The organism is Aeromonas molluscorum 848, assembly GCF_000388115.1.
In the GTDB taxonomy this organism is placed as follows: Bacteria; Pseudomonadota; Gammaproteobacteria; order Enterobacterales; family Aeromonadaceae; genus Aeromonas; species Aeromonas molluscorum.
This window is the reverse complement of record NZ_AQGQ01000056.1, coordinates 1-22,238: the sequence shown is the minus strand read 5'-3', so window position 1 is coordinate 22,238 and position 22,238 is coordinate 1. Positions and strand designations below refer to the sequence as shown.

General features: G+C 58.6%; 23 protein-coding genes, 1 tRNA gene and 1 pseudogene. 9 read left to right on the top strand and 16 right to left on the bottom strand.

What is annotated here, in order from left to right; translation table 11 throughout:
• Positions 1-468: pseudogene (locus G113_RS09850) on the bottom strand (MFS transporter); the annotation flags it as partial.
• Between the two features lie 191 nt (positions 469-659).
• Between G113_RS09850 and G113_RS09845 the strand changes: the two are divergent.
• From G113_RS09845 to hemW, 3 genes are all read left to right on the top strand, one after another.
• The gene (locus G113_RS09845; protein WP_005900123.1) at positions 660-1,379 is read left to right on the top strand and encodes a metallophosphoesterase; all 720 of its coding nucleotides are present in this window, start codon (positions 660-662) and stop codon (positions 1,377-1,379) included.
• A gap of 220 nt (positions 1,380-1,599) precedes the next feature.
• Positions 1,600-2,193: an RdgB/HAM1 family non-canonical purine NTP pyrophosphatase gene (gene rdgB, locus G113_RS09840; RefSeq protein ID WP_005900122.1), complete on the top strand. Its 594-nt coding sequence runs from the start codon at positions 1,600-1,602 to the stop codon at positions 2,191-2,193.
• A gap of 144 nt (positions 2,194-2,337) precedes the next feature.
• Positions 2,338-3,483, top strand: coding sequence for a radical SAM family heme chaperone HemW (gene hemW, locus G113_RS09835; protein WP_005900121.1), 1,146 nt, complete (start codon positions 2,338-2,340; stop codon positions 3,481-3,483).
• A 90-nt stretch (positions 3,484-3,573) separates the two neighbouring features.
• Here hemW and G113_RS09830 read toward each other — a convergent pair whose 3' ends face one another.
• Together G113_RS09830 and zntR are read right to left on the bottom strand one after the other, a co-directional pair.
• On the bottom strand, positions 3,574-3,810 hold the full coding sequence (locus tag G113_RS09830) for an alternative ribosome-rescue factor A (RefSeq protein ID WP_005900120.1): 237 nt from the start codon (positions 3,808-3,810) through the stop codon (positions 3,574-3,576).
• Positions 3,811-3,960: 150 nt separating this feature from the next.
• Positions 3,961-4,395 carry a Zn(2+)-responsive transcriptional regulator gene (gene zntR, locus G113_RS09825; RefSeq protein WP_005900119.1) on the bottom strand — a complete coding sequence of 145 codons (435 nt, stop codon included), beginning with the start codon at positions 4,393-4,395 and terminating at the stop codon, positions 3,961-3,963.
• Positions 4,396-4,860: 465 nt separating this feature from the next.
• Between zntR and purH the strand changes: the two genes are divergently transcribed.
• Together purH and purD are read left to right on the top strand one after the other, a co-directional pair.
• On the top strand, positions 4,861-6,453 hold the full coding sequence (purH, locus tag G113_RS09820; protein ID WP_005900118.1) for a bifunctional phosphoribosylaminoimidazolecarboxamide formyltransferase/IMP cyclohydrolase: 1,593 nt from the start codon (positions 4,861-4,863) through the stop codon (positions 6,451-6,453).
• Positions 6,454-6,525: 72 nt separating this feature from the next.
• Positions 6,526-7,815 carry a phosphoribosylamine--glycine ligase gene (purD, locus tag G113_RS09815; RefSeq protein WP_005900117.1) on the top strand — a complete coding sequence of 430 codons (1,290 nt, stop codon included), beginning with the start codon at positions 6,526-6,528 and terminating at the stop codon, positions 7,813-7,815.
• 248 nt (positions 7,816-8,063) lie between these two features.
• Here purD and G113_RS09810 read toward each other — a convergent pair whose 3' ends face one another.
• Positions 8,064-8,477 carry a Spy/CpxP family protein refolding chaperone gene (locus G113_RS09810; protein WP_005900116.1) on the bottom strand — a complete coding sequence of 138 codons (414 nt, stop codon included), beginning with the start codon at positions 8,475-8,477 and terminating at the stop codon, positions 8,064-8,066.
• Positions 8,478-8,778: 301 nt separating this feature from the next.
• On the opposite strand from G113_RS09810, the gene G113_RS09805 reads away from it, so the two are divergent.
• The 3 genes from G113_RS09805 (at position 8,779) to G113_RS09795 (ending at position 10,381) form a co-directional block, all read left to right on the top strand.
• Complete coding sequence (locus G113_RS09805; RefSeq protein ID WP_005900115.1) at positions 8,779-9,147, top strand: cytochrome b562; 369 nt, start codon at positions 8,779-8,781, stop codon at positions 9,145-9,147.
• Positions 9,128-9,691, top strand: a complete 564-nt coding sequence (locus tag G113_RS09800) for a cytochrome b/b6 domain-containing protein (RefSeq protein WP_005900114.1) — start codon at positions 9,128-9,130, stop codon at positions 9,689-9,691. Before G113_RS09805 ends, G113_RS09800 begins: the two co-directional genes overlap by 20 nt.
• A gap of 219 nt (positions 9,692-9,910) precedes the next feature.
• Positions 9,911-10,381 (top strand): tetratricopeptide repeat protein, encoded by a 471-nt coding sequence (locus tag G113_RS09795; protein WP_040319099.1) that lies wholly within the window; start codon positions 9,911-9,913, stop codon positions 10,379-10,381.
• Between the two features lie 49 nt (positions 10,382-10,430).
• Here G113_RS09795 and G113_RS09790 read toward each other — a convergent pair.
• From G113_RS09790 to rpsU, 5 genes are all read right to left on the bottom strand, one after another.
• Positions 10,431-10,507: transfer RNA gene (locus G113_RS09790), tRNA-Ile, on the bottom strand.
• 166 nt (positions 10,508-10,673) lie between these two features.
• Entirely contained in the window at positions 10,674-12,569 is a 1,896-nt protein-coding gene (rpoD, locus tag G113_RS09785) for an RNA polymerase sigma factor RpoD (RefSeq protein ID WP_269077630.1), read from the bottom strand.
• A gap of 182 nt (positions 12,570-12,751) precedes the next feature.
• Positions 12,752-14,536, bottom strand: a complete 1,785-nt coding sequence (gene dnaG / locus G113_RS09780; protein WP_005900110.1) for a DNA primase — start codon at positions 14,534-14,536, stop codon at positions 12,752-12,754.
• 88 nt (positions 14,537-14,624) lie between these two features.
• Entirely contained in the window at positions 14,625-15,068 is a 444-nt protein-coding gene (locus G113_RS09775) for a GatB/YqeY domain-containing protein (protein WP_005900109.1), read from the bottom strand.
• A 14-nt stretch (positions 15,069-15,082) separates the two neighbouring features.
• Complete coding sequence (gene rpsU, locus G113_RS20555) at positions 15,083-15,298, bottom strand: 30S ribosomal protein S21 (protein WP_005309452.1); 216 nt, start codon at positions 15,296-15,298, stop codon at positions 15,083-15,085.
• Positions 15,299-15,477: 179 nt separating this feature from the next.
• Here rpsU and tsaD point away from each other — a divergent pair, with 179 nt between their 5' ends.
• Complete coding sequence (gene tsaD / locus G113_RS09770) at positions 15,478-16,491, top strand: tRNA (adenosine(37)-N6)-threonylcarbamoyltransferase complex transferase subunit TsaD (RefSeq protein ID WP_005900107.1); 1,014 nt, start codon at positions 15,478-15,480, stop codon at positions 16,489-16,491.
• A gap of 108 nt (positions 16,492-16,599) precedes the next feature.
• Here the strand turns inward: tsaD and rpoS are convergent, their stop codons facing one another.
• The 7 genes from rpoS to ispF all read right to left on the bottom strand — a co-directional run.
• The gene (gene rpoS, locus G113_RS09765; protein WP_005900106.1) at positions 16,600-17,577 is read right to left on the bottom strand and encodes an RNA polymerase sigma factor RpoS; all 978 of its coding nucleotides are present in this window, start codon (positions 17,575-17,577) and stop codon (positions 16,600-16,602) included.
• Between the two features lie 46 nt (positions 17,578-17,623).
• A complete protein-coding gene (locus G113_RS09760; RefSeq protein ID WP_040319098.1) occupies positions 17,624-18,697 on the bottom strand; it encodes a peptidoglycan DD-metalloendopeptidase family protein in 1,074 nt (357 codons plus the stop codon).
• A gap of 10 nt (positions 18,698-18,707) precedes the next feature.
• Positions 18,708-19,289: a YqaA family protein gene (locus G113_RS09755; protein ID WP_005900102.1), complete on the bottom strand. Its 582-nt coding sequence runs from the start codon at positions 19,287-19,289 to the stop codon at positions 18,708-18,710.
• Positions 19,286-19,903, bottom strand: coding sequence for a protein-L-isoaspartate(D-aspartate) O-methyltransferase (locus G113_RS09750; protein ID WP_005900099.1), 618 nt, complete (start codon positions 19,901-19,903; stop codon positions 19,286-19,288). The genes G113_RS09755 and G113_RS09750 overlap by 4 nt, the downstream gene beginning before the upstream one ends.
• 4 nt (positions 19,904-19,907) lie before the next feature.
• Entirely contained in the window at positions 19,908-20,654 is a 747-nt protein-coding gene (gene surE, locus G113_RS09745; protein WP_005900097.1) for a 5'/3'-nucleotidase SurE, read from the bottom strand.
• Between the two features lie 57 nt (positions 20,655-20,711).
• The gene (gene truD / locus G113_RS09740; RefSeq protein WP_005900095.1) at positions 20,712-21,779 is read right to left on the bottom strand and encodes a tRNA pseudouridine(13) synthase TruD; all 1,068 of its coding nucleotides are present in this window, start codon (positions 21,777-21,779) and stop codon (positions 20,712-20,714) included.
• On the bottom strand, positions 21,779-22,238 hold a 460-nt coding region (gene ispF / locus G113_RS09735; protein ID WP_005900092.1), incomplete at its 5' end, for a 2-C-methyl-D-erythritol 2,4-cyclodiphosphate synthase. The genes ispF and truD, both read right to left, overlap by 1 nt.

Sequence of the window (22,238 nt, the reverse complement as noted above, 5' to 3'; positions counted from 1 at the left end):
ACCAACCAGCCTTGGCCGTCGAGCCAGCCGCCGAGCAGGGGGGCCAGGTGCCGGAATGAAGCAGATGGCGCCATTGAGGTAGGAGATCATCTGACCGCTCTTCTTGGGGCCATAACTGTCACGGACCACGGAGAAAGCGGCCACCGACGTGGCGCAGGCACCAAAGCCTTGCAGCACCCGGGCCAGCATCAGCTCTCCCAGGCTGGCGGCAAAACCGGCGGCCAGGGCACTCAGTCCATAGAGCAAGACACCGCTCAGAGCGATTGGCTTGCGCCCATAACGATCGGCCAGCGGGCCCACCAGCAGTTGGCCCAACCCCATGCTGAACAGGAACCAGGTGATGGTGCCTTGCATCAGGGTCACCTCGGCCCCCAACTGCTCGGCCATCTGCGGGATAGCAGGCAGATAGATGTCGATGGCCAGGGGGCTGAACAACACCAGGAGCACGAGTAACAGGATCAGGGGCATGACTTACCTCAATACAGGCCGAACCGGCCAAAGCTGACGAGAGTGGGGCGGCAGTCTACTGGCTCAGTGAAATGAACAGAAATGGTATTTACTCACTTTGGTTATTCCAAACAGGAAAAACCATTCCCCCCTTGCCGACCCTTCCCGACTGACCGATAGTAGCCAAAGCCCCCTTAACCTGCTGCAGGCCTATGCCCCCCCACATCACTATTCCGGGTCGCACCTTGATCGTCGGCGATCTCCATGGCTGCCTGCAGCCCTTGCAGGAGGCGCTCGCCCGACTCGCCTTCGACCCCAGTGCAGGAGACAGGCTCTGCTCGGTGGGAGATCTCATCGACCGGGGGCCAGATAGTCCAGGCTGCCTGGCCCTGCTCGACCGCCCCTGGTTTCATGCCGTACTCGGCAACCACGAAGCCATGATGCTCGACGCGCTCGCCCCTGAAGGTCTGCCCTATGACGATAGGGCCTACCAGGACTCGCCAGCACGGACTCGCTGGCGCCGCAATGGTGGCGACTGGTTTGATGACTTGAGCCCCGCGGCCCAAGCCGAGATAAGAGGGCGTCTGCCGCAGCTGGCCCACCTGCCCCTGGCGCTGACCCTCACCACGGCCTTGGGGCGGCGTATTGGTCTGGTCCACGCCGATCCCGTCACTCAGGATTGGGCGGCGCTGACGCCGGCCTTTCTTGCCCGGCACAGGCAGGACCTGCTGTGGGATCGCGATCGGCTGCAAGGATTGCAACAAGCGCCCGCCCAACCGGCCCACCCCATCGCCAATATCGATCTGGTGGTGATGGGGCATACCCCCTTGCGCGGCAGCTGGCTGCGCCACGGCAACCTCTGCTGGATAGATACCGGCGCCGTCTATGAGGGGGAACTCACCCTGCTCGAGCCAGATACCCTCCCCCTCTAGACCAGCCTCATCGACCGGGAGCCACAATCTCGTCCAGTTTGCTGGGCGCAGCGCTGGCTACATGATGGGGCCATCTGGCCTTGAGGCGGTGCGCACTCTGCCCCCCCTCTTCCCATCTGGCTTCCTCTTTGCTTCTGAGCGCCACAAACTCGGCAATTGCTGCTTTGACTGACGGGGCCCTGCCCGTAGAATGCGCAGGTTATTTTTGCGGAGATGCACGATGAACAAGCTTGTCCTGGCAACAGGAAACCAGAAGAAGGTCAAGGAATTGGCCGCCATGTTGGCCGACATGAAGATCCAGGTGGTCCCCCAGAGCGAGTTTGCCGTGCCAGACGCCGATGAGACAGGCACCACCTTTGTCGAGAATGCCATCATCAAGGCCCGCCATGCAGCGCGCCTCACCGGCCTGCCGGCCGTGGCCGATGACTCCGGCCTGGAGGTTGACCTGCTGCATGGACGCCCCGGCGTCTACTCGGCCCGTTTCGCAGGAGAAGGGGCCAGCGACAGAGCCAATCTGGACAAACTGTTGGTCGAACTCAACGGGGCCCCCGACTACCTCAAGAGTGCTCGCTTCTGGTGCGTGCTGGTCTATATGCGCCATGCAGATGACCCTACCCCCATCATCTGCCAGGCAAGCTGGGAGGGCCTCATCATAGACGCTCCCCGTGGTGAGCACGGCTTTGGCTATGACCCGGTCTTCTTCGTGCCGGAGCAAGATTGCACCGCCGCCCAGATGCCAAGCGAGCTCAAGAACCAGCTCAGCCATCGCGGTCAGGCGCTCGCCAAGCTCAAGGCAGCCCTCGCGGCCCATTGATGCCAGGTTTGTCATGGTCAGTACGGGGGCCCAGGCCCCCGTTTCATTGCCCGGCGCTCTTCATTCGCACTGCCAATGCCCCCTCATCCCCGACACTGTCTTACACTGGGGCTCAGGCCTCTCACTGGATCCTTGGATAATCCCATGCTGCAACTGCCGCCCCTCTCTCTCTATATTCATGTGCCCTGGTGCGTCCAGAAGTGCCCCTATTGCGACTTCAACTCCCACGCCCAGAAGGGAGAGCTGCCCCATATGGAGTATGTGGCAGCCCTGCTTGAGGATCTGGACAGGGATCTGAAGTGGGCCCAGGGTCGGGCGCTGCACTCCATCTTCATCGGCGGGGGCACCCCCAGTCTGCTCTCGGTCGAGGCGATGCAAGCCTTGCTGGACGGGGTCAGAGCACGAATTGTGCTGATGGAAAACTGCGAGATCACCATGGAAGCCAACCCGGGCACCGTCGAGGCGGACAAGTTCGCGGGTTTCAAGCGGGCGGGCATCAACCGTATCTCCATCGGCGTGCAGAGCTTCCAGCAGGAGAAGCTGACCCGGCTCGGCCGCATCCATGGCCCACAGGAGGCCCGCAGTGCCGCCGCCCTGGCTCATGCCATCGCGCTGCCCACCTTCAATCTGGACTTGATGCACGGCCTGCCGGATCAGAGCCTGGACGACGCCCTCTATGACGTGCAGCAGGCCATCGACTGCGCGCCGCCGCACCTCTCCTGGTATCAGCTCACCATAGAGCCGAACACGGCCTTTGCTTCCAAGCCGCCCACCTTGCCCGATGACGATATTCTCTGGGACATCTATGAGCGGGGCCATGCCCTGCTGGTCGCCCAGGGCTATCGTCAGTACGAGATCTCGGCCTATGCCAAAGAAGGCTATCAGTGCCACCACAACCTCAACTACTGGCGCTTTGGCGACTATCTGGGCATCGGCTGCGGCGCCCACGGCAAGGTGACGGATCTTGCGGGACAAAGAGTGTTGCGCAGCGCCAAGGTCAAACATCCCAAGGGGTATCTGGACCCGGCGCGGGACTATCTCGACAGTCAATGGCAGGTCGAGGCGGCCGATCTGCCACTCGAGTACTTCATGAACCGCTTCCGCCTGTTCGAGCCCGTGCCCAAGTGGGAGTTCGAGGCCTACACCGGCCTGGCCCTCGAACGGGTAGAGACCATGCTCGACATCGCCCACAGCAAGGAGCTGATCGACGATCTTGGGGATCACTGGCAGCTGACGGCGCTGGGCCACCGCTACCTCAATGTGTTGCTCGAACTCTTCATGGATGAGTAGCTCCTGGACGGGCGGGCTCCATCCCGTCAGCTCCAATGAACAGGGCGCCTCGGCGCCCTTTGCTTATCTCATTGTTCGGTAGAAACCCGCTCAGCAACAGACGCTCATCATCTGCTGTTGGCCGGGCTCCCACCGCTTGCCATTTTTGGCTTTGCGCTGATAACTGCCTTTGCCCTTCTTGCTCTGCTCGACCCGGGCCCGAAACAGCGGATCCCCGAGCAGCGCCTGCAGATGATTATCTTTAATCTCGCCACGCTGATGGGCATAGTGCCCGCCACCTGGTTGCTCCGCGTCTGCCTTGAGCACCTTCACTCTGTCATTGGCCATCGTTGGTTCCTTTCATTACCCCTTGGGGATCAGTGGCTTGCACCTGGGCCTCGTCCCCGGATTGCGGGGTGGGGACAAGGGGCGCTCGCTCAAAAACTCGGCAATTTTGTCATCAAATAGTGCATGGCACCAGCCCCTGGCCATTTGCCGTCAGTCGTGGGCATGATGCTCATGCTGACCCGGCGCGCCGGACTCGAGCACCTCCAGGATGGCGCAATGCTCGGCGGAACGGGGCTCGCCACAGCAGATCTCGGAGAGCTCGCGGAGGTTGCGGCGAAAACGCATCAGCTCGGCGATTTTCTCCTCCACTTGGGCGAGCTTGGCATCGGCCACCGCCTTGACCTCCTGGCAGGTCACCTCGGCCTTGTGGGTATCCAGGTCGAGCAGCTCACCTATCTCCGCCAGGGAGAAGCCGACCGACTTGGCTCGGATGATAAACTCCAGCCGTCGCCTATCCTGTTCGCCATAGAGCCGATAACCGGACTCATTGCGGATGCTGGGGGTGATCAGACCGCTCTTCTCGTAAAACCTCAGGGTATCCGCCTTGACCTTGCAGGCCTTGGCCAGCTCTCCAATCCGGTACATTTATCCTCCTTCAACCCAAGCATCCTCGGCCAGCGGCCTCGACTCGGGATCATCAAACCAAGGTCATTTGACACCAAATATCGCTACTATCCCGCCTTTGTCCCGTAATTGCCAGCCAAGGCCCGAAAAGCCACGCCAGAGCCATGCCAGACGTCCGCCCCTGGCCTAAACCACTCAAAACGCAAACGTTTACCCACTCAGCACCGGAAAACGTTTAGCCCCTTACCACATAAGGGGTTGCTGAAATAAAAAATCCACCATGGCTCACATTTTTTGTGTAGAATACGCGCCCACAAGAGAGCATCGCACCAAGCGGGCATTTCCTAAAACACTCTTGGCCAAGATGGCCCCGAAGAGTGATTTGCGAAATACCCCCACATCCATTTATTTGGGGACTCTCTGTGTCATCTTGCGCTTATCGCCTGCCTGCCATGGAAGTCCCCGCACCCTGAGGACGATAGAGTGATGGAACAAGCCAGGCCCATTCGCCGCGCACTGCTGAGTGTTTCTGACAAGACCGGCATACTGGAATTTGCCAAGGCACTCAACGAGCGTGGCGTGGCTCTGCTCTCGACGGGCGGTACCGCCAAGCTGCTGGCCGAGGCAGGCCTGCCGGTGACTGAAGTGTCCGACTATACCGGCTTCCCCGAGATGATGGATGGTCGCGTCAAGACCCTGCATCCCAAGGTACATGGCGGCGTACTCGGCCGTCGCGGCCAGGATGAAGCCATCATGGCCCAGCATGGCATCTCTCCCATCGATATGGTTGTCGTCAACCTCTATCCTTTCGCCGCCACCGTCGCCAAACCCGGTTGTACCCTCGCCGACGCCGTCGAGAACATCGACATCGGTGGCCCGACCATGGTGCGTTCCGCCGCCAAGAACCACAAAGATGTCGCCATTGTCGTCAAAGCCGCCGACTATGGCCGCGTGATCGCCGAGATGGATGGCAACGGCAACAGCCTGACCCTGACGACCCGCTTCGATCTCGCCATTGCCGCCTTCGAGCACACCGCCGCCTACGATGGCATGATTGCCAACTACTTCGGTACCATGGTGCCAAGCTATGGCGACAACAAGGAAGGCGACACCGAGTCCCAGTTCCCGCGCACCTTCAACAGCCAGTTCATCAAGAAGCAGGACATGCGCTACGGCGAGAACAGTCATCAGGCTGCCGCCTTCTACGCCGAAGAGCAAGCCGCCCCCGGTTCGGTGGCCAGCGCCATTCAGCTACAAGGCAAGGCACTCTCCTACAACAACATCGCCGATACCGATGCGGCCCTGGAGTGCGTGAAGGAGTTCCCTGAGCCTGCCTGCGTCATCGTCAAGCATGCCAACCCCTGCGGCGTCGCCATTGGTGACGACCTGTTCGCGGCCTACGATCGCGCCTATCAGACCGACCCCACCTCCGCCTTTGGTGGCATCATTGCCTTCAACCGCGAACTGGATGGTGCCACCGCCGCCGCCATTATTGCGCGCCAGTTTGTGGAAGTGATCATCGCGCCGAGCGTCAGCAGTGCCGCCCGCGAGATTGTGGCTGCCAAGCAGAATGTGCGCCTGCTCGAATGCGGACAGTGGGCCGCCCAGGCGCAAGGGTTCGATCTCAAGCGCGTCAACGGCGGCTTGCTGGTGCAAGAGCGCGACCATGGCATGGTGACCCTGGGTGACCTGACCGTCGTCAGCAAGCGTCAGCCGACCGAGGCTGAGCTCAAAGACCTGCTGTTCTGCTGGAAGGTGGCCAAGTTCGTCAAATCCAACGCCATCGTCTATGCCAAGGCCGGTCAGACCATTGGCGTCGGCGCAGGCCAGATGAGCCGGGTCTACTCCGCCAAGATTGCCGGTATCAAGGCCGAGGATGAAGGACTGGTCGTAGCGGGTTCCGTCATGGCTTCCGATGCCTTCTTCCCGTTCCGCGATGGCATCGATGCCGCCGCTGCCGCCGGTATCGCCTGCGTCATTCAACCGGGCGGATCCATGCGCGACAACGAGGTGATAGCCGCCGCCGACGAACACGGCATGTGCATGGTGTTCACCGGCATGCGCCACTTCCGCCACTGATCATTCATTGAGGGCTGCCCAGGCAGCCCTCTTGAGATCCGTAATCGTTATTCCTATGCGAGAGCCCAGACGATGAAAGTATTGGTAATTGGTAACGGCGGTCGTGAACACGCCCTGGCCTGGAAGGCCAAACAGTCCCCCCTGGTCAGTCAGGTGTTCGTGGCGCCGGGCAATGCCGGCACCCAGCTTGAGTCCGGTATCGAGAACGTCGCCATCGAGGCCACCGATATCCCCGCCTTGCTGGCCTTTGCCAAAGAGCAGCAGATAGGGCTGACCATAGTGGGTCCGGAGGCTCCGCTGGTGAAGGGCGTGGTTGATGCATTCCGTGCCGAGGGTCAGACTATCTTCGGCCCGACGGCCGCCGCCGCCCAGCTTGAAGGCTCCAAGGCCTTCACCAAGGACTTCCTGGCTCGTCACCAGATCCCGACCGCCGCCTACCAGAACTTCACCGAGGTGGAACCCGCCTTGGCTTATCTGCGCGCGCAGGGTGCCCCTATCGTCATCAAGGCTGATGGCCTGGCTGCCGGTAAAGGGGTGATAGTGGCCATGACGCTGCAGGAAGCCGAAGACGCGGTGCGAGACATGCTCTCTGGCAATGCCTTCGGTGACGCGGGTGCCCGGGTGGTGATCGAGGAGTTCCTCACCGGCGAGGAGGCCAGCTTCATCGTCATGGTCGACGGCGAGCAGGTGCTTCCCATGGCCACCAGTCAGGATCACAAACGGGTCGGCGATAAGGATACCGGCCCCAACACCGGCGGCATGGGGGCCTACTCCCCCGCCCCCGTGGTGACCGATCTGGTCCATCAGCGCGCCATGGATCTGGTGATCATGCCGACCGTGCGCGGCATGGCCGCCGAAGGCAACCGCTACTCCGGTTTCCTCTATGCGGGCCTGATGATAGACGAACAGGGCAACCCCAAGGTTATCGAGTTCAACTGCCGCTTCGGCGACCCCGAGACCCAACCCATCATGCTGCGCATGCAGTCAGATTTGGTTGAACTCTGCCTGGCCGCCTGCAAAGGGGAGCTGGAGGGCAAAGAGGCCCGCTATGATAGCCGCGCCGCCATCGGTGTAGTGCTGGCCGCCGGTGGTTATCCCGGTCACTATGCCCAGAATCTGCCCATCAGCGGTCTGCCGAGCGAGGAGGTCGCCGGCGAGAAGCTGTTCCATGGCGGAACCCGTTTTGCGGGTGATACCGTAGTCACCAGCGGGGGCCGGGTTCTCTGCGCCACCGCGCTGGGTGAGACGGTGGCCGAGGCTCAGGCCCGCGCCTACCAGCTGGCCGATCAGGTCAAGTGGCAAGGGGTCTTCTGCCGCCGGGATATCGGCTGGCGCGCCATTGAGCGCGAGCAAGGGAAGTAGTTCCTGAGCGTGACGAACTAAAAAGGGCCCATCGGGGCCCTTTTTGTTGCATGTCGCTCAAGGTGCTTGAATGCCAGCTTGCCCTCGGCTCAGGCAGGCCAACACGGATCACGCCATCGGCAGGATAAGAGCTGTGCAGAAAGACAGCCGCCGCCAGGGCGTGGGCCAGAGATTGAACTCGCCATAACGAAGAGCCTCGGCTGCCCATGGCGGCCGAGGCTCTTGCATCAGACAAACCGCGCAAAAGATCAGTGCGGCGCTGAGTCCAGCATCTCGGTCAACTTGACCTTCTGCTCCGGGGTCAGCACTTTACTGATCTCGTAGATCTTCTTGGTGCGGTAGTAACGCACCTCCTGCTGCACCTTGCCCACTTCGGCCAGCTCGCCGCGAATGGCCATATCGTCCCACTTGCCATGCTTGATGGCATCCTGCAGCGCCTGATTGCTGAGCTTGCTCTTGTCTATACCCGCAATCTGCTGATCACTTTCGGCTCGAATGGTCTTGATCTTGCTGACCTGATCCGGCGTCAGCTCCAACGTCTTGACGATCATCTCTTCGATGGAGCCATGATTTACAGGGTCCGGAGCCTGGGCCATGGCGGTACCTGCAAAAACCAGAGACAGCGAAAGGGTAATGGCGCTGAGGGAATGGGTAATTTTCATGGATGACTCGCTCTTAGGGTAAAAGTACCCTCTATCTATAGCGCGGATCGCGCCGGGAAACGTAAACCCTGGCTGAATGGCTCTCGAATCTCTTCCCCCACATCTCCCTTTCCCGAGCGGGGACCTGACGATGAACGTGAACTGCCACGGGTTGGGACAAGGTTAATGCCTTGCCACCTTTTGTCACAAAAAAACCAACTATTCACAAACAGTTCACGGTCCCTCATGGCATCATGCAAGGTAAGAACTCAAATAAGGGTTCATTCGCAACCAATTGCATGTCGTTTAATGAGGAAATCCCATGTTGAAAACTGTTCGCCTGCTGCCACTGATGTTCGGTCTGATCACCCTGCCCGCCCTGGCCGGAGATCTGGAGCAGCCGATGAAGAAGATGGGCTTCAATTACAAACAGGCAACCAAGGCGAGCGATCCCGCTGCCATGGAAAAATACATCACCCAGATGCGCAGTGAAATCGATGACGCCAAGACGCGCACTATGCCGACTGCCAAGCAGGAGAAGTTCCTTGAGGGCCTCAACGAGGTTCAGGGTGAGCTGGATGCCAGTCTGGCAGCGCTCAAGGCAGGCGATGAGGCCAAGGCCCGTGAGCACCTTGCCAAGGTCAATGACCTGAAGAAGGAGTATCACAAATATGCCAAGCAGAAAGGCTAACCCTTTTCGCTGGGACACCCTGGTTCGCCTGACTCATTGGAGCCTGGCAGCTGCCTGCATCAGCAACCTCTGGCTCAATGAAGCGGGAGAAGAGTGGCATGAGTGGCTGGGTTATCTCGCCATGACGGCCATCGGATTACGGCTGCTCTGGGGGCTGACTCTGGCCAAGGGTTATGCCCGCTTGTGCGCCCTGATCCCTCGCGGTGAAGATTTTCACCGGCAAGCCAGAGAGATAGGCGAGCGATTGCCTGCAACCCCGGGCCATCACGGTACCGGCAAGCTGGCCGTTTGGGCCCTATGGTTCACTGTACTCGCCACCGGTTTCACCGGCTGGTTTCAGAACACTGAGCTGGGGTTCGGCTGGGGAGCGGATGAGTGGCACATCTGGTGTACCTGGGCATTGCAGGGGCTGATTGGTCTGCATCTGACTGCCCTGCTGTTCACCTCATGGCGCCAACGCAGCAACCTGCTCGGTCGCATGCTGCCAGGAAGAGGGGCTAGCGTGGCCTCGCCTGTCCCGCAAGACCAGCAGTCGTTGCACTGATAGCGCCGCTCTAAACGCACCTCCCCTCGATGCAACAGCATCGAACATAGACCCAGCCCCCATGGCCGGGTCTATGCATTCATCATACCGGGCCTCTTCTCTACCCCTTGCCTTCTATCTCGACCCCATATGGCAAATTGCCACTCGACGGCTTCAGCTCGTCACAGGAGCCGGGCATACTGTTTTGCCTATTCATAACATTCGGCGCAAGGAAAGCAGATGAGACAATTGATGGCACTCAAGGCGGAAGGCCGTATCGAGGAAGCTCGCCAGCATGGTTTGCTGCAGCTGGGACTGAAGCCGCAAGATGCCGAGTTGCATTACGAAGTGGCGGGCCTGCATGATCAACTTGGTCGTGAACAGGACGCCATCCCTCTTTATTGCAAGGCGATAGCGCTGGGATTGGGCGGTGATGCCCTGCGTGGCGCCTTGCTGGGACTGGGTAGCTCATATCGCAGCCTGGGACAGCATGAGGCGGCTCTCACCGCCCTGGAGCAAGGCTTGGCACGGTTTCCGCAGGCGAGTGAGTTCAAAGCCTTTCGCGCCATGGTCTATTACAACCAAAGTCGTCATAAAGAGGCCTGTGAGGCGCTGCTCGGTTTGCTTGCACAAAGCACTTCGGACCCGGCACTCACCCCATACAAGGGCGCCATGGCACTCTATGCCGAGGATCTGGACAGACGTTGGTGACAGGCTGAAAACGACAAAGCCGCTCATCCTGAGCGGCTTTGTCTGAATTTGGTGGCCCCTCCCAGACTTGAACTGGGGACCTGACGATTATGAGTCGTATGCTCTAACCAACTGAGCTAAGGGGCCATGGATGTTGCTTTGCGGCGTGGATTATAGGGGATGAAAAAGCCCTAGTCCATAGCCAGATCAATCACTTGGCGACATTTCATCCAACCTGGCCGCAAGTTCGTGATCCCTTTGGCATAAATAAAACAAAGCCCCGCATGGCGGGGCTTTGTGGGCAAGCTGGTGACTACTCGTCGAGGAAGCTGCGCAGCACTTCCGAACGGCTCGGGTGACGCAGTTTGCGCAGGGCCTTGGCTTCAATCTGACGAATACGCTCACGGGTGACGTCGAACTGTTTGCCGACCTCTTCCAGAGTGTGATCCGTGTTCATATCGATACCAAAACGCATCCGCAGTACCTTGGCTTCACGGGCGGTCAGACCGGCCAGCACTTCGCGGGTCGCGTTGCGCAGGCTCTCGCTGGTAGCCGCATCGGCCGGCAGTGCCAGGGTGGTATCCTCAATGAAATCCCCCAAGTGGGAGTCTTCATCATCACCAATGGGCGTCTCCATGGAGATGGGCTCCTTGGCGATCTTGAGCACCTTGCGGATCTTGTCTTCCGGCATCCCCATGCGCATGGCCAGCTCTTCCGGATTGGGCTCGCGGCCCATCTCCTGCAGCATCTGACGGGAGATGCGGTTGAGCTTGTTGATGGTCTCGATCATGTGCACCGGAATACGGATGGTACGAGCCTGATCCGCGATGGAGCGGGTAATGGCCTGACGGATCCACCAGGTGGCATAGGTCGAGAACTTGTAGCCACGACGGTATTCAAACTTGTCTACCGCCTTCATCAGACCGATGTTGCCCTCCTGGATCAGATCCAGGAACTGCAAGCCACGGTTGGTGTACTTCTTGGCGATAGAGATAACCAAACGCAAGTTGGCCTCAACCATCTCTTTCTTGGCACGACGGGCTTTGGCCTCGCCGATGCTCATGCGACGGTTGATGTCTTTGATCTGGGCGATGGACAGCCCCGTCTCCACTTCAATCTGTTGCAGCTTGCCGATGGCACGCAGCACGTCTTCATCCATCTCGACCAAGCGAGGCGACCAGGCCTTACCAGCTTGCTTCTGGTATTCGAACCAGGCGGTGTCGCACTCATTGTTGGTAAAGGCAGCGACGAAGGTTTTCTTCGGCATCTTGGCCTGTTCAACGCAGAGCTTCAGAATGATCCGCTCCTGGATCCGAACCCGCTCCATCATCTCGCGCATGTTGTTGACCAGGCGATCGAACTGCTTGGGCATCAGGCGGAACTGACGGAATACGTCGGCCAGCTGCGCTATGGCAGCCTGGGTATCGTCATGGGCACGGCCATTGTTCTGGATAGAGAGACGGGTGACTTCGTACTGGGCACGCAGCTCACCAAACTTCTCGCGAGCGACTTCCGGATCAGGACCAGTGTCGGCCTCATCATCCGAGCTGTCGCCATCATCGTCATCTTCCTCATCTTCCTCTTCATCTTCGTCAGCAAGATCGTCTTCGCTGAGTTCGGAGCCAATATGGGTCGCGGTTGGCGCCACATCATCGGCTTCGTTAGGGTCGATGAAACCCGAGATGATGTCGGACAGACGCAGCTGTTCGGCTTCAAATTTGTCGTACTGTTCAAGCAGATAGGTGATGGCTTCCGGGTACTCGGCGACTGAGCTCTGAACCTGGTTGATACCGTCTTCGATCCGCTTGGCGATGTCGATTTCGCCTTCACGGGTCAGCAGTTCGACAGTACCCATTTCCCGCATATACATGCGGACGGGGTCGGTTGTGCGACCAATTTCAGATTCAACAGAGGCCAGTGCTTGGGCCGCTGCTTCGGCAGCGTCTTCGTCGGCGGTACCGCCTTCGGCCATGATAAGGTCATCGGCATCCGGTGCGTTTTCCACTACCTGGATACCCATATCGTTGATCATCTGAATGATGTCTTCGATCTGATCAGAGTCAACGATCTCTTGCGGGAGGTGATCGTTCACCTCGGCATAAGTCAGGTAGCCCTGTTCTTTACCTTTGGCAACGAGGAGTTTAAGCTGAGACTGCGGGGTTTGCTCCATAGAACTCATCCGGTTGGTGTTGCTAGGTTGCGCGAGCAATGCGCTGGTGCGCAAATAGCCAATTCTAATAGAAAACCGCCAGACATGCTATGTCTGGTTGCGGCGTCGGTCTGAGAAACCCCTGCCCGCTTTGTTTGTCGGGGCCAGGCGGTTATACGTTTTTGCATTTAATCCCGTCGATTCGGGCAACAATCTTTATATTGGGACTAACCACTCAAATATCAAGCCCCGATATCATTTCTTTTCTCACTTTGTACCTCTCTGATCAACATCATCAGCTCTTGAGTCTCCTCGGCAGTAAGTCCCTGCTGGGCCACCTTAGCCTGTAGCTCTTCGATCCGCTGCTTCAAGAACTGGTTGATGAAACCGACAAAGGTGTCTTGTAACTCTCCCAGGATATCAGGCTCACGTTCGAGCTGGATCTCGAACAGGTCATGCATGGCGAGCTGGGCAAGGATCTCCCCCTCTTTCGTACCACGCCAGTGTTCGAGCAATATGCCTGTCGTGATGCCAGGTTGCGCCAGGATCTGCTGATGCAGCTTGAGCAAAAAGCCTATACCTTGCAACCTGAGCCCCGCCAGCTCCGGCATGGCTGGTAGCTCGGCGGTGATGCCTGGGTATTGCACCATCAGCGCCAGTGCCCGGCGCAGAGGGGTTAGCTTGCCCCGCTGCGGCTTAGCCTGCTCCACCTTGGATGGGGTATGGCGAGAGAATAGTTCGGTGATCCGCTGCTGGTTTTCCCCCCAGCGCATCATGCTGGAGAGTCGGGTTATGAGTCCCTCGCGGGTGAAGCCTTCCGGGACTCGACGGATCAACTCGGCGGCCTTGTTGGCCACCTCGAACTTGCCCGCTTCGCCGGAGAGTGCCGCATCCCGGGCAAGGCGCTCAAACATGAAGTCTGCAAAAGGCTGCGCCTGGTCAAGCAACAGCTCAAAGCCTGCTTTCCCTATCTGGCGTACCAGAGAATCGGGATCCTCGCCATCTGGCAGGAACACAAACTTTAGCTCACGGCCATCCTGAAGATGAGAGAGGGCGTTATCCAGCGCCCGCCAAGCGGCTTCACGTCCGGCCTTGTCACCGTCGTAGCAGCAAACCACCTCGGCTGTGGTGCGAAACAGGGTATGAATGTGGTCGCTAGTAGTGGCGGTCCCTAGCGCGGCCACCGCATAGTCGATGTCGAACTGGCCCAGGGCCACCACATCCATATAACCTTCCACCACCAGGATGCGGCGCACTTCTTTATGGGCCTGCTTGACCTCATAGAGACCAAACAGCTCGCGGCCCTTATGGAAAATGGGGGTTTCCGGCGAATTGAGGTACTTGGGCGTACCATCTCCCAACACCCGGCCACCAAAACCGATGACCCGACCTCGCTTATCCCTGATAGGAAACATGATGCGATCGCGGAAGCGATCGTAGCTGCCGGGGCCACTGTCGCGGGGGATCAGCATACCACCAGTGATCAGCAGTTGTTCATGATCCCGGCTGGCGCCAAAACGCCGCCTGACCTGATCCCAATCTCCCGGGGCATAACCAATGTTGAAACGCTTGACCACCTCGCCATTGAGCCCTCGTCCTTTGAGGTACTCCACCGCGTGGGTGGCACTCTTGAGGTTGCTCTCATAGAAGCGGGCAATCTGGTTCATCAGTTCGAATAGATCCTTACTGACTGCAGGTTGGGATCCGGCTGCACCACTGCCGCTCTGTTCGCGGGGTACCTGCATGCCTTGCATGCTGGCAAGCTCGTCGATGGCATCGGGGAATTCGAGGCCGTCATACTCCATGACAAAGCCGACGGCATTGCCATGGGCGCCACAGCCGAAACAGTGATAGAACTGCTTCTCCTGACTGACGGTGAAAGAGGGGCTCTTTTCGTTATGGAAGGGGCAGCAAGCCTGATAATTCTTGCCGGCCTTTTTCAGTCGTACCCGGGAGTCGATCAGCTCGACAATATCGGTACGAGCGAGCAGATCATCGATGAAAGATTGCGGGATCCGGCCTGCCATAACCATCCTGTTTCATGAGAGAAAAATAAAAAAAGCCGCGCATTCCCAAGGAAGCACGGCTTCTTTCGACCAACAAGGGCTCTGCCTATTACGCCAGGCGGGTTTTCACCAACGCGCTGACGGCACCGACATCGGCGCGTCCCTGAATTTTTGGCTTCAAGACAGCCATGACTTTACCCATATCGGCCATGACAGCAGCACCGCTCTGGGCGATGGCTTGCTCTATCAGGGCTTCAATTTCGGCAGCGGTCAGCTGTTGCGGCAGGAACTCCTGCAGCACCTGGATCTCGGCGGCTTCGACATCGGCGAGATCCTGGCGACCAGCGGCCTCATATTGGCTGATGGAATCACGGCGCTGCTTGACCATCTTGGTCACGACAGCGAGGATATCCTCATCATTTAGCTCAACACGGGAATCAATTTCACGCTGTTTTATCTCGGCCATCAGCAAACGAATCGTCCCCAAGCGAGCCTTATCTCTGGCAAGCATGGCGAGTTTTTGTTGATCCTTAAGCTGATCTTTCAGAGACATGGCAGAAACTCTAATTAGTACAGGCGGATACGACGAGCGTTTTCGCGAGACAGCTTCTTGGCGTGACGCTTAACGGCAGACGCTTTGGCGCGCTTACGGATAGTAGTCGGCTTCTCGTAGAACTCACGGCTACGAACTTCAGACAGGATACCGGCCTTTTCGCAAGAACGCTTGAAGCGACGCAGAGCAACGTCAAACGGCTCATTTTCACGGACTTTGATTACTGGCATGTGCCTTTCACCTCAGTGATAAATTGTTAGCTGATCATCAGTCGATCAGCATGTCTTAAAATGGTGCGAAATTATACTCTGGACAGGGAATAAAAGTAAACCCGCAGAGATCGCTCTGGTTTAAAAAACCCGCGAAGGTTACCATAGCCATCTCATTTTAGCAGTGAAATTTTTTAGCAATGCGTGTATTGGGCATAGAGACATCCTGTGACGAAACCGGGATCGCGATCTTCGATGATCAAAAAGGGATCCTTTCCCATCAGTTATACAGCCAGGTCAAGCTGCATGCGGACTACGGTGGCGTCGTTCCCGAACTTGCCAGCCGGGATCATGTCCGCAAGACGATCCCGTTGATCCAGGCCGCGTTGCTGGAAGCCGGCCTTGGCAAGGATGACATAGACGGCATCGCCTACACCGCAGGTCCTGGGCTGGTCGGGGCCATTCTGGTCGGTGCTACCATAGGCCGCTCCCTGGCCATGGCCTGGGGCAAACCCGCCATCGCCGTGCATCATATGGAAGGTCATCTGCTGGCCCCCATGCTGGAAGAGAGGGCGCCCGAGTTCCCCTTTGTGGCGCTGCTGGTCTCCGGTGGTCACTCCATGCTGGTGCGAGTCGATGGAATTGGCCGCTACCAGCTGCTCGGGGAGTCCATTGATGATGCCGCCGGCGAAGCCTTCGACAAGACGGCCAAGCTGATGGGCCTCGATTACCCAGGCGGCCCCCTGCTCTCCAGGCTTGCTGAGAAAGGCGTCACCGGGCGCTTCAAATTCCCGCGCCCCATGACCGACAGACCCGGGCTCGACATGAGTTTCTCCGGCCTCAAAACCTTCGCAGCCAATACCATCGCCTCGCAAGGGGATGATGAGCAGACTCGCGCCGATATCGCCCGGGCGTTTGAGGATGCTGTGGTCGACACCCTGGCCATCAAGTGTCGTCGTGCCCTGAAAGAAACGGGACTTAATCGCTTGGTCGTGGCTGGCGGTGTCAGTGCCAACCGCCATCTGCGCGCCCAGTTGGCCGAGCTGATGGCAAGTCTCAATGGTGAGGTGTTCTACCCCCGTCCCGAATACTGTACCGATAATGGCGCCATGATTGCCTATGCTGGCATGCAGCGTCTCAAGGCAGGCGTGTTCGAGCCACTGGAAGTCAAGGCTGTGCCGCGCTGGCCACTGGATACGCTGCAACCGATTTGAACCGGCAGCTTTTGCTGCATATAAAGAAGGGGCCCCAAGGGCCCCTTTTGAATATATAACCCATCTGAAGATGGGTAGCTGGATCCTCATCGGCATCCAATGCAGGCATCAGTTACTGCGAAACAGAGCTTCAATAGACAGCCCCTGCCCCACCATGATCTCTCTCAGACGACGCAATCCCTCGACCTGGATCTGGCGAACACGTTCTCGGGTCAGACCTATCTCGGCCCCAACATCTTCAAGGGTGGCAGGCTCGTAACCGAGCAGGCCGAAACGACGTGCCAACACCTCGCGCTGCTTGGGGTTCAGCTCCTCCAGCCAGTGGACTATGCTGCTGCGCATGTCGTCTTCCTGGGACTCCAGCTCGGGGCCCATGCCACGCTCATCGGACAGCACATCGAGCAGCGCCTTGTCACGATCCCCGCCTATCGGGGTGTCGACCGAGGTGATCTTCTCGTTGAGCTTGAGCATACGATTGACGTCGGCGACCGAGCGGTCCAAGGCAAAGGCGATATCTTCGGCCGTGGGTTCATGGTCGAGACGATGGGACAATTCACGAGCGGTACGCAGGTAAACGTTGAGTTCCTTGACCACGTGAATGGGCAGGCGAATGGTACGGGTCTGATTCATGATGGCCCGTTCTATGGTCTGGCGGATCCACCAGGTGGCATAAGTCGAGAAGCGAAAACCCCGTTCTGGGTCAAACTTTTCCACGGCGCGGATGAGGCCGAGGTTCCCCTCTTCAATCAAATCCAGCAGTACCAGGCCACGATTGTTGTAGCGTCTGGCAATTTTGACCACGAGGCGCAGATTGGACTCAATCATGCGCTTGCGGGCCGCTTTGTCGCCGCGCAGGGCGCGACGGGCGTAATAAACCTCTTCTTCCGCGGTGAGCAGGGGAGAGAATCCTATCTCTCCCAGATAGAGCTGGGTTGCATCCATCACCTTGTGCAGATCAGGCGCCAGCAACTCCTCGGAGATAGACTCCTCGGTATCGGCCGTCGCCATCTCTGTCACTTCAGCTTCTTCAACCTCCAGCTCCTCATCGCACTCTGCATCCTGCATAACCAGTTGTTCTTGGCTCATGGTGTGTCTCCCTGACCTGAACCAGAGTAAGCACTACGCTCTGGGGTTAACGCTTTGGCAAGTATCCCATTGGATTGATCGACTTGCCTCGGTACCGGATTTCAAAGTGCAAGCGCACATCCGGCGCATCCGTGCTTCCCATATCGGCAATAACAGCTCCACCCTTGACCACATCCCCTTCCCGGACTCGCAGCGCATCGTTGTGTGCATAGGCCGAGAGGTAATCATCGTCATGTTTCAGGATGACAAGCTTGCCATAACCTCTCAATGCGCTTCCGGCATAGACCACCTTACCGCCACTGGCTGCGTAGACGGGTTGCCCCTTCTGACCAGCGATGTCTATGCCCTTGTTTCCCTGCTCAGCAACAGAGAAGCCTTCGACTATCCGGCCTTTAGCGGGCCAATGCCAGGCGAGGCGCGATGATGAGGTATTGTTATTGTTTTGTGTGACACTGTTGTTATTTTGTACTGAAGTGCCAGCGTATGCTTTTGAGGCAGGCTGGGCAACGCTTTTATTGGTCACGAACGCACTGGTCGTACCTGAACTGACAGGGGTGGTCGCAGTGTTGGTGGGACGACTGCTTGCCACTGCCATTGTGGTGCCGGATGCTGCTGCCGACCCGCCCACATTGAGGGTCTGTCCTACGTTCAGGTTGTAGGGGGCGCTCAAGTTGTTACGCTGTGCAAGGGTCTGATTAGCAACACCAAACTGGCGGCCTATGCTGCTCAAGGTATCACCACGGCGCACCTGATAGGTACGCGCAGCGCTCCCGCTGCTGGCACTGCTGACCATCACCGGGCGATTATCGGTCCCATCCAACCGGATCACCTGGCCTGGATGTATGTTATAGGGAGCACCGATGCCGTTAAGACTGGCCAGAGAGGGCACGTCGCTCCCAGAATTGAATGCAATGGAGTAGAGGGTATCGCCACGTTTGACTGTGTAGCTGCGTCCCGAAATAGTCGGTTTGCTTATGTTTCCCTGCCGACTTGGCACAGCGCGCACCGAGCCATCGCTAGACAACCCCTGTACCGGCGCCGGGGTAGAGCTGGAAGAACAAGCGGCCAACAAACCGGATAAGAGGGTAACGGCGCACCCTCGCCATATATGCCCATTCATAGAAACATCCTTAACGACTAAACCAGAAATAGGCCGCTACGGCCAGGGCGATACAGATCCAGCCAAGCACATCGACATAGTGCATCAGCTTTTGCTCCATCCTCTCGCCTCCCCAGCGCATCAAGCCCGCCACCAGGAAGAAACGCATACTGCGCCCGATGAGGGAGGTGATGATGAAGGGGACAAGCGCCATATGGAGCAATCCTGCCGTAACGGTAAACACCTTGTAGGGGATGGGGGTGAAGCTGGCAATGAAAATTACCCAGATACCCCATTGTTCAAACCAGTGCTGGGCCAGGGCAATCTTGTCCTGATAACCGACGGAGACCACCAGAGGCTGCACCACGGGATCCCAAAGCGCATAACCCAGGCCATATCCGACCACAGCTCCCAACACCGAGAAGACGGTTGCCAGTGCCGCGTAGTGCCAGGCCTTGTGGGGCTTGGCCAACGCCATGGGTGCCAGCATCACGTCGACAGGAATGGGCCAGAACACTGACTCAATGAAGGCGGTGATAGAGAGGTAATAGGGGGCATATTTATGGCGGGCCCACTGCATCACCAACACATACAGGCGAGAAAACAGCTTCACTCAACATCTCCGTCAATAAGGGGCACAAAACGCACCGGTTCCAGGACTCGACTGGTCAACTGGGAGCCGTTGCGTTCGATAAGTTGCAGGGTCTGATGACTGTCCCCTACCGGTAAAACCATGCGACCGCCATCGGCCAGTTGGTCAGTGAGGGCCGTCGGTACTTCACTTGCGGCGGCCGTCACCAAAATAGCATCAAACGGTCCCTTGCTGGGCCAGCCTAGCCAGCCATTGCCATGTTTGGCCGAGACATTGTGCAAGTCCAGCTGCCTGAGCCTGCGCCTGGCCTGGAACTGCAACGACTTGATCCGCTCAACCGTATAAACCTGTTCAACCAGGTTGGCGAGCACGGCGGTTTGATAACCGGAGCCAGTACCAATCTCCAGCACATGGGCCGGATCATTTTGCATCAGCAACTCTGTCATCCGCGCCACCATGTAAGGCTGGGAAATAGTCTGCCCCTGACCAATGGGCAGGGCGGTATTGTCCCAGGCCTTATGCGCCATGGCCTCGTCCACAAACAGCTGGCGTGGCACCTTGGCGAGCGCGGCGAGTACGCGAAAGTCGCTGACGCCTTGCGCAATAAGCTGATTTAAAAGGCGCTGTACTATCACACCTTCATCCCTGTTGTTCCAACCATGCCCCCAACCCGGCCAGACTGCCATGGGCGGTCATGTCGATGGTCAAGGGAGTAATAGAGACATAGCCCTGTTCGATCGCCGCAAAATCCGTGCCTTCCCCTGCATCCTGCTGCAAGCCGGGTGGGCCAATCCAGTAGATGGTCTGGCCACGAGGATCCTGGGCGCGGATCACGGATTCGGCCCTGTGGCGATTGCCAAGCCGGGTGATCTTGATGCCCCTTATTTCATCAAGGGGCAGATCAGGCACATTGACGTTGAGGATCTGGTTGGCTGGCAGCGGAAACTGCATCAAGCCTTTGACCAGCTGAACGGCATAGTGAGCGGCCGAGGCAAAATGCGTCCGACCGACCAGGGAGATTGCCAGGGAGGGGTAGCCTAAATGGCGCCCCTCGGTAGCGGCAGCGACCGTCCCCGAATAGATGACATCATCCCCCAGGTTGGCGCCGTGGTTGATCCCGGCCACCACCATGTCTGGCTCGGGGCGCACCAGTTCGTTGACTGCCAAGTGCACGCAGTCGGTCGGTGTCCCCTTGACCGCATGATACCCGGTTTGCGGGATGCAGCTGACCCGCAGGGGTGTCTCCAGCGTCAGGGAGTGGCTGGCCCCGCTGCGATTGCGATCCGGTGCGACCACAATCACTTCGCCGCAGCTACGCAGCGCCTCGCTCAGGGCATGGATCCCTTCGGCATGAACACCGTCATCGTTACTCACCAGAATGCGCATCTGTGCTCTTCCTGAAACCATCAAACAAGGGGGACCGAGGCCACAGCTGCCACGTCGTTATGCCACAGAGGGCGCATCATGACCATCGCCCTGGTTCCTGAAACCATGGTCGGCCTCTTCAGCCTGCATCAATTCACGGACCACACTGGTTGCGAAGGCACCGGCTGGCAAGAAGAAAGAGAGGGTCAGCGCCTCCGCATCCAGGGTCCAACTCATCGCTTCCGGCTTGAGCAAGAGCGGGCGCCTGTCTTGATCCAGTCCCGCCTTCTCCAACCCCTCACACCACTCGCCATAGGGCGCCAATGCGGCCTGTTCAAATTCGGCGGCGGCACCCTGGCTAGCCAATCGGCCACGCCCCCACTGGGGGGCGGTCAACTGCACATCACCGGAGACCAGACGCGCGGTCAGTTCAGGGGTCACGCTCTCTTCACTAAAGATGGAGTGACTGCCCTTGAGCATCACGCAATCGCCGGCCAGCAACTTGCTGGCCAGCCCCTGTTCAACGCGGGCGCTGACGATAGCATTGAACAGCATGCTGCGGGCAGCCGAAAGGTACAGAGAGCGCTTGTTGCGATCCTTGATCCGCTTGCCGGCAAACATCGCCTTGGCCGCGTCCAGATTGCTGCCACCCCGGCCGAAGCGCTGCTCACCATAATAATTCGGCACGCCCTGGGCGGCGATGGCCTGCAGGCGAGAGACCAGATTGTCAGCCTGCTCCAGCCCGGTCAGACGCAGGGTGAAGTGATTGCCCTTGAGGTAACCGACCCGCAGCTTCTTGTTATGACGATTGGCTTGCAGGATCTGGATGCTGTCGCTCTCGATCACCGACAAATCCGGCGAACCTTTGCCCGGCAGGTGAATGCCGAACCACTGCTCGGTCACGGCGTGGCGATCTTTCAGGCCAGCCCAGGTCACTGCATTGCGATTGACCCCGGCGGCATCCGCCAGCAAGCCCGCAACCCAAGCGGTGTTTTCACCAGTCTTGCGTACTCGTACGAAGATATGTTCACCTTCGCCGCAAGGTTCGAAGCCGAGATCCTCGACCACCACGAAATCACTGGCCTGAGCCTTGAGAATGCCACGGGCCTCTGGGGTACCGTGCAGATATGCAAGTTGTTGCGACATTATTGTTTTACCAGTAAGACGACGGCTTCGGTGGCTATGCCTTCCTTGCGCCCCGTAAAGCCCAGTTGTTCGGTAGTGGTCGCCTTGACGTTCACCCTGTTCAATTCACATTGCAGATCGGCGGCCAGCACGGCGCACATGGCCTCGATGTGGGGGGCCATCTTGGGAGCCTGGGCAATGATGGTCACATCCAGGTTACCGATGGCATAGCCCGTTTGCTGCACCCGCGCAAAGACATCTCGCAGCAGGATGCGGCTGTCTATCCCCTTAAATTGGGCGGCCGTATCGGGGAAATGGCGACCTATGTCACCGGCACCTATGGCGCCGAGCAGGGCATCGCTCACCGCATGCAGCACGACGTCCCCATCCGAATGAGCCAGCAGCCCCTGTGCATAGGGCACGGCAACACCGCCCAGCATGCAGGGGCCATCCCCGCCAAACTTGTGTACATCAAAACCG